The 5978-nt window shown below is 60.4% G+C and carries 6 protein-coding genes; 4 read left to right on the forward strand and 2 right to left on the reverse strand.

The genetic code is table 11. From position 1 onward, the window contains the following. Positions 1–631: AlbA family DNA-binding domain-containing protein (locus tag BQ7388_RS10205; RefSeq protein WP_072500576.1), on the reverse strand; the 631-nt coding region annotated here is incomplete at its 3' end. A 381-nt stretch (positions 632–1012) separates the two neighbouring features. On the opposite strand from BQ7388_RS10205, the gene BQ7388_RS10210 reads away from it, so the two are divergent. The 3 genes from BQ7388_RS10210 (at position 1013) to BQ7388_RS10220 (ending at position 4140) form a co-directional block, all read left to right on the forward strand. Beyond that, a complete protein-coding gene (locus BQ7388_RS10210; protein ID WP_072500577.1) occupies positions 1013–2749 on the forward strand; it encodes a DUF262 domain-containing protein in 1737 nt (578 codons plus the stop codon). Positions 2750–2762: 13 nt separating this feature from the next. Next, positions 2763–2981 carry a hypothetical protein gene (locus tag BQ7388_RS10215; protein WP_072500578.1) on the forward strand — a complete coding sequence of 73 codons (219 nt, stop codon included), beginning with the start codon at positions 2763–2765 and terminating at the stop codon, positions 2979–2981. A 208-nt stretch (positions 2982–3189) separates the two neighbouring features. Further along, entirely contained in the window at positions 3190–4140 is a 951-nt protein-coding gene (locus tag BQ7388_RS10220; RefSeq protein WP_129583257.1) for a hypothetical protein, read from the forward strand. A 76-nt stretch (positions 4141–4216) separates the two neighbouring features. Here BQ7388_RS10220 and BQ7388_RS10225 read toward each other — a convergent pair whose 3' ends face one another. Continuing rightward, positions 4217–4516: a hypothetical protein gene (locus tag BQ7388_RS10225; protein WP_072500580.1), complete on the reverse strand. Its 300-nt coding sequence runs from the start codon at positions 4514–4516 to the stop codon at positions 4217–4219. Positions 4517–5087: 571 nt separating this feature from the next. Between BQ7388_RS10225 and BQ7388_RS10230 the strand changes: the two genes are divergently transcribed. Continuing rightward, positions 5088–5978, forward strand: an 891-nt coding sequence (locus BQ7388_RS10230; protein ID WP_159430841.1) for an FAD-dependent oxidoreductase, incomplete at its 3' end; no start/stop codon positions are given.

Below are 5978 nucleotides of genomic sequence, written 5' to 3' on the forward strand. Positions count from 1 at the left end.
CCACGGCGGCGACGCGGCGGTTGGCCATCAGCTCCTCGTCGCCCACCGCCCTCGACCGGTCGAGCGTCGTGGCGCGCGCATGGGAGAGCCATCCCTCCAGCAGGTCCTCGTCGAGGTCGGAGAGGGTCGCGTCAGGAACCGGCTCGGCGTCGTTGCGCGCGGTGCGGTGCTGGTTCTCGATGAAGCGGTCGATCTCGTAGAGCGACATCCTATGGTCCCCATCGCCCGTCCGGACGAAGGACCCGCCCATCTGCCCGAGTTTCCTCACGAAGCAGGGCTTCTCGCGCACCGGGGCCTCCCGCACGTTGGCCACCACCACGGGGCGGCCTTCGAGCTGCAGGACAAGGAGGTCGACGGCCTGCGGGGGCTCGACGAGCTCGCGGGCCGCCTGCGCGAGCTTCGACTGAAGCGTCTTCGTATCGGAGTCCGGGACCGGAGAGAAGCCGTCCTTCTCGGACACGCCGAGCACGATGGTCCCGCCGTAGGTGTTCGCGAACGCCGATATCGTATCGGGGATGCTCTTGGGGAACCCGCCCGCGGCGGACTTGACCTCGTACTCGGCCAAGTCTGTGCCGGCCTTCCTCATGCGGTCCATCGCGGCGGCAAGGTCTTCGTCGCTGGCTATGTACATGGGCCCTCCTTCGACGAACTTGGGAACTTGGGAAGGGAAGACTTCCTAAGTTCCGAAGTAAAGTTCCTAAGTAGATTGCATTATATCCCGAGAAAGGCGCAGCAGGCGGCCTTGTTGCAGGGCGAAAGCGCGTTTTCGTTGGCCGTTCATTGGCTCGAAACTTGGGAACTTGGGAAGCGCGGTCTTCCTAAGTTCCCAAGTAGCTTCCCGAGTTCCGCTTGTCCACGCCGGTGTGTCTCTGGTTTGCGCGAGCGTTATTGCGAGACGTCCGCGGACGCCCGTGGGAACTCCGGGCCGATAGTAAAATCCAGGGACACCTTCTCGCGGCCTGCCGCAATGCGTTGATTCCCCTGAGAGCGCCGACGGCGCCGCGCGGACCAGATGGCCGCCCATGACGAGGTTGCGTACACCGTCCTCGCGCACGGGTGGGGAAGAGGTCGCGTCCCACGCCGACATCGACGACGAGGGCCAGACCGTGAAACTGGTCTCACCCCCGACCAGGGAGACGGCCGGCTCCAACGGCGAGCGCCCTGGCCTGCTGCAAGGCTAGCGGCGTCGCCTCGCAGGCCGAGGAGAGGATGGACCCGGAAAATCATAACCGATGAGGTTGAGCTCTGGTCGTTAGATGGTCAGCAGCGCCTTACTACGATCATGATCTACTTCAAGGCCCTCACTCTTAAGAACGGGCAACCGGAAAAGTTCGGGGGCTTCCTCCTCGAAAGCGGAAAGCCAGCGCTTGCACCAAGCAAAAACGATACCGACGACTTCAGCCGAATCATGGAACTCCAGGAACCAGCTAGGCAGGAGGCCAAAGGCAAAGGCAACCATCGGATAGTCCAAGCATTCAACTACTTCCTAGAGCGAATAGACGTCAATGATGTTGACGTGATGACGTTAAAAAGGAACATCCAGCTGGTCTGCATAGAGGTTGATGAGGGAGAGGACGAGCAGCAGATCTTCGACACCATCAACAGCCGCGGCGTCCGTCTCACTACCGCCGAGCTGCTTAAGAACTACTTCTTCAGCAGAGAGACTGTGGAGGACTACCAGAAGTGCTGGGAATCTGTGTTCGAGGTCGAAGACGACCTAGACTATTGGAGCCAGGAAATCGTGACAGGCCGTATCCGCCGCTCGCTCATCGACCTGTTCTTCGACAGCTTCCTCCAGATCAAAGCCCAACAGAAAAATTACGGCGTGAGCACAGAGGACAAAAAGTCGTTTGGGCGCGTCGACTGGCTATTCACCTCCTACAAGGAGTTCATCGAGAAATACTACGGGGGAGAGGATAGAAAGCTCGACCTCGTGCGCGAGCTTAAACCATACGCGGACGTTTTCAAGAGGACGTTCGACCCAGGGTGCGTGCAAAGGGCCGTCCCCAGGGACTCCTCCATTGGGCGTCTAAACGTCGTGATTTTCGGTTTGAAGAACTCGACCCTGATCCCATACGTTCTGTACATTGCGAAGAACGTCAAAGATCCTGCCGTCAGGGACGAAATGTATGGAGCGATGGAGAGCTACGTCATGCGTAGAGTGGTGTGCCGTTCCACGACGAAGAATTACAACCGCTTCTTCAGCTCCCTGATACTCGGAAACGTGCTCGACCCGGATGTGTTGTGTGATGAGTTCGCCTCCCAAGAGGACTCGACCACGCAGATGCCGACAGACGAGGAAGTAAAGAGCGCGTTCACAGGCGAGACACGCTATATCAATCTGCAGACCAGGGGGATCCTGTATCTGATTGAGAGCAAAGAGCGTCCGGCTAATAGCAGCACGGTTCTGCTTGGCTTCGATGGGTACAGCTTGGAGCATCTTATGCCCAAGAAGTGGCGTAACAACTGGGGGCGCCTTGCCACGGAAGAGGGAGGGTGCAACCGCGACGCCACCTTGCTTACCCTTGGAAACCTTGCGATTATCACGCAGGCGTTGAATGCATCAATCAGGGATGCCGGCTGGGTGACCAAGAAGGCCGGCAAGAACGGCGCGCCGGGCCTTGAGGGCTGCGCGGCGGGGCTTACGACTATGGACGGCGTCCTATCGGCTGCTGCATGGGATGAGGAAAAGATTCACGAGCGCGCCAAGAGGCTTGCGGACATGGCAGTCCGTGTCTGGCCAAAATAGGAGCAGAACGTACATGCCAAAAGACAATGTCCAGAAGAGCGGAGTCTCGGATACGCTATCGACCGGCGCTGATGACGAGAAAGAGATTTCCGTGACGAGCGGAGACGACCTCGAGCTCTCCGAATACGACGCCGTGGCACTGCCGCTTGACCCCAAGCGCGCTAAGGCGATGGCCAAGGGCCTTGTCCCGCTCGCCGGGGCGGCGGTAGACACAGCGGAACAGTGGAACTAAGCGCTGGTCAAATTTCCGAAAAAATACGGGTGGGCCGATATGAGCCTACGCAAAGCTGCCGAGTTCAAGGGCTATATGCGGTCCGGCATCGAAAAAGGGAAAGGACGGCTACCAGGGGCAGATCGCAGTCAGGCAGGCTAAGCTGCAGCCCGCTGCTGTCGCCAACCTTGTCCTGCAGGGAGCCGCTCTAGCGGTGGGCCAGGCCTACATGACGGAGATCAACGACCAGCTCGGCGAGATTCAGGAGGGCATTGCAGCCATCCAGAGAGACATGCGGGCCGACCGCGAAGTGAAACTCGGAGCGCAGTTCGAGAAGCTACAGGAGTATGCGTCGCACTACGACGAGATTGCCGCAGACCCCGCGAGGCGTCAGGCAGTGCTCAACGGCATAGAGAACATCGGTCTCGGAGCTCTTGAGGGATGGAAGTTCCAGGTCAAATCTATGGAACTCTTCGGCGGTAGCCTGCACGGCGAGTTCATGGACGATCGCACCGTGGTTGCCAAAGACGACGAGTTCCGGCTGAGGGACAGGGAGGCTACGGCCGCCTATGTCCTGTGTGCTGCGGCCGAGCAGGTGGCCGTGCAGTACTCGCAGGACTTCAGTCCCGAGCGGTTGAAGATGGAACGAGAGAGGGCGAACAAGCGCCTCGAAGAGTGCAACAAAGCTCGCTCAGCTGCGCAGGTCTCCCTGGATGACAGGGTCGAGCGTATGGTGGGTAATATTGCGGCAATCCCCGAGGAGGTCGATGACGGATACGAGAGGCAGAATCCTATTTTCGACGCTGTGCACGATGCTGCCGCTCTGGCAAACCGCCTTACGCCCCTCGCGGTGATTGGCGAGGGAAGAAGGAAGACGAAGCTGAGGAAAAAGGACCTCCACGAGGCCGTCTCCAAAGAGAGTCCCGTAAAGGACATCGCAGACGCTGAGACAAGGGTCATCGACCGCTTAGACTTCGCCTACAACAAGGCTGACTCAATTCTCGTTGACGAACAAGGCATCCGCTTTCTCAAGAAGAGGAATACCGAGAGTGCGGACGAGGATGAGGAAAAGAAGTCGTATATCCCTCGTGCGGGACCGTCACTCAAAATAAACCTGTTTGCAGATGGGCCGTCAGCCGCCCCCGACATGGCAGCTATGGCATCGCTGAGAAACCTATAGCTATTCTCGCTTATGCCAAGAGCGTCTGCGCCCTCCTTTCACTCGTCTTCTTCGGCCAAAGCATCTTTAGCGGCCTCTAATCTTTAGCGGCCTCTAGGAACTCCATCGTCTGCGCGGCGCACGGGACAATGTGGTCTGTCAAATCGGCTACGTGATCGAGCCTGTTGCAGTTCACTAGGCCGTTCCCTGCACGCACGAGCTCGAGGATGAGCGCGTCGCGTGCGCGCTCCGCCTGCCGGCGCGTCTTTCCCTCGACCGTGTGGAACGTCCTCACGACCTCGCCCGTCACGGGGTCGGTGTGCGAGAGGACCGCCTCCCATCGGTCGCTGTTTCTCCGTCTCCTCGGGCCACGGCTGGTGTAGGTAAGGTCCTGCATCTCCACTTCCTTCCACTCGGTTTTCGACAGCCGTTTCTGACCGGCACTGTGTCCGCCAAAACGAGGCTGGAGATGCAGGAGAAGCAGAATCCTGCAGACCGTCGGAGACGCGAAGAGACGCAAAACGCCTGCTCGGCGCAGTGCGTCCAGACGAGGTAGACGAGGGAGAATTTGCGGAACCTCCAGCTTGACTCGCTCATAACCCGGAGGTCGCAGGTTCAAATCCTGCCCCCGCGACCAAAACTTATACCCTGACCTGCGAAGACAGGTCGGGGTTTTCTTTTGACCACCATGTGACCAACATTTGACCGCCAAAGATTTTTTCTGGCAGGTTAGAAGCCGCTCAGAAAACGGCGTAGCTGCGGCGTGACTGTGCGCCGGAGGCGTGTGCGTTAGCGTTGCGGCTGTGCTCGCCCTGACTGTCGTGCCCGTGCCACGCTCTTGACCCTGGGCCCTAGGACCGGGTGCGCATTGGTTTTCCTTGCCTGGATTGTGCGGAATTTTGCTATAAGCTTTGCACATACGTGCATGCTGGCAGTGCCGCTCGGTAGAGGAGACTGGGGTGGTTGCTATGGCTCATACCTATGATTTGTTGGTCATCGGCTTCGGCAAGGCGGGCAAGACTATTGCGATGAAGCGGGCCAAGGCCGGTGATTCAGTTGCCCTAATTGAGAGAGACCCTCAGATGTATGGCGGCACCTGCATCAACATCGCCTGCATCCCGACCAAGACACTGCTGGTGGATGCCGACCGTCATAGGCGCGCCAGCGTTGGCGCCGCAGACCCCGCCGAGGCAGCCGCCGCGTTCGCGCGCTCCCAGGAGCACCGTGACGGCTTCATCGCCACGCTCAACGCCGCCAATCTCAAGATGGTGGCCGATGCGGGCGTTGAGGTCGTGGTGGGAGAGGCCCATTTCGTAGATCCTCATGAGGTCGCCGTCGATACGGCGGAGGGCGTCGTGCGCATGAGCGCCCCGCGCATCGTGGTCAACACCGGGTCTGCCGCCTTTAGGCCCGACCTCCCGGGCATCGACTCGCCCCGCGTCTTCGACTCCACCTCCATCCAGCACATCGAGCATCTGCCTGCGCAGCTCGCCATCGTCGGCGGTGGTCCCATCGGCCTCGAGTTCGCCACGCTGTTCTCGGCGTATGGCACCAAGGTGACCCTGCTCGAGACGGCCGCGCGGCCCCTCTCCCGCTTCGACGAGGATGTCGCCTCCTGTGCCGCGGACATCCTGCGGGCCCGGGGCGTCGAGTTCGTCTGTCAGGCGCGGACGCAGCGATTCGAGGACGTGGACGGCACCGTGCGGGTGGTCCTGGAGGACGGCCGCAGCGTCGTTGCCGATGCGGCCCTCGTGGCCGTGGGTCGTCGCCCGGAAGTCGCTGCGCTCGATGTCGCTGCGGCGGGCATCGAGCTCACGGAGCGGGGCGCCATCAAGGTGGACGAGCACCTGAGGACCTCC

It is taken from the genome of Olsenella phocaeensis, from assembly GCF_900120385.1.
Taxonomy (GTDB): domain Bacteria; phylum Actinomycetota; class Coriobacteriia; order Coriobacteriales; family Atopobiaceae; genus Olsenella_I; species Olsenella_I phocaeensis.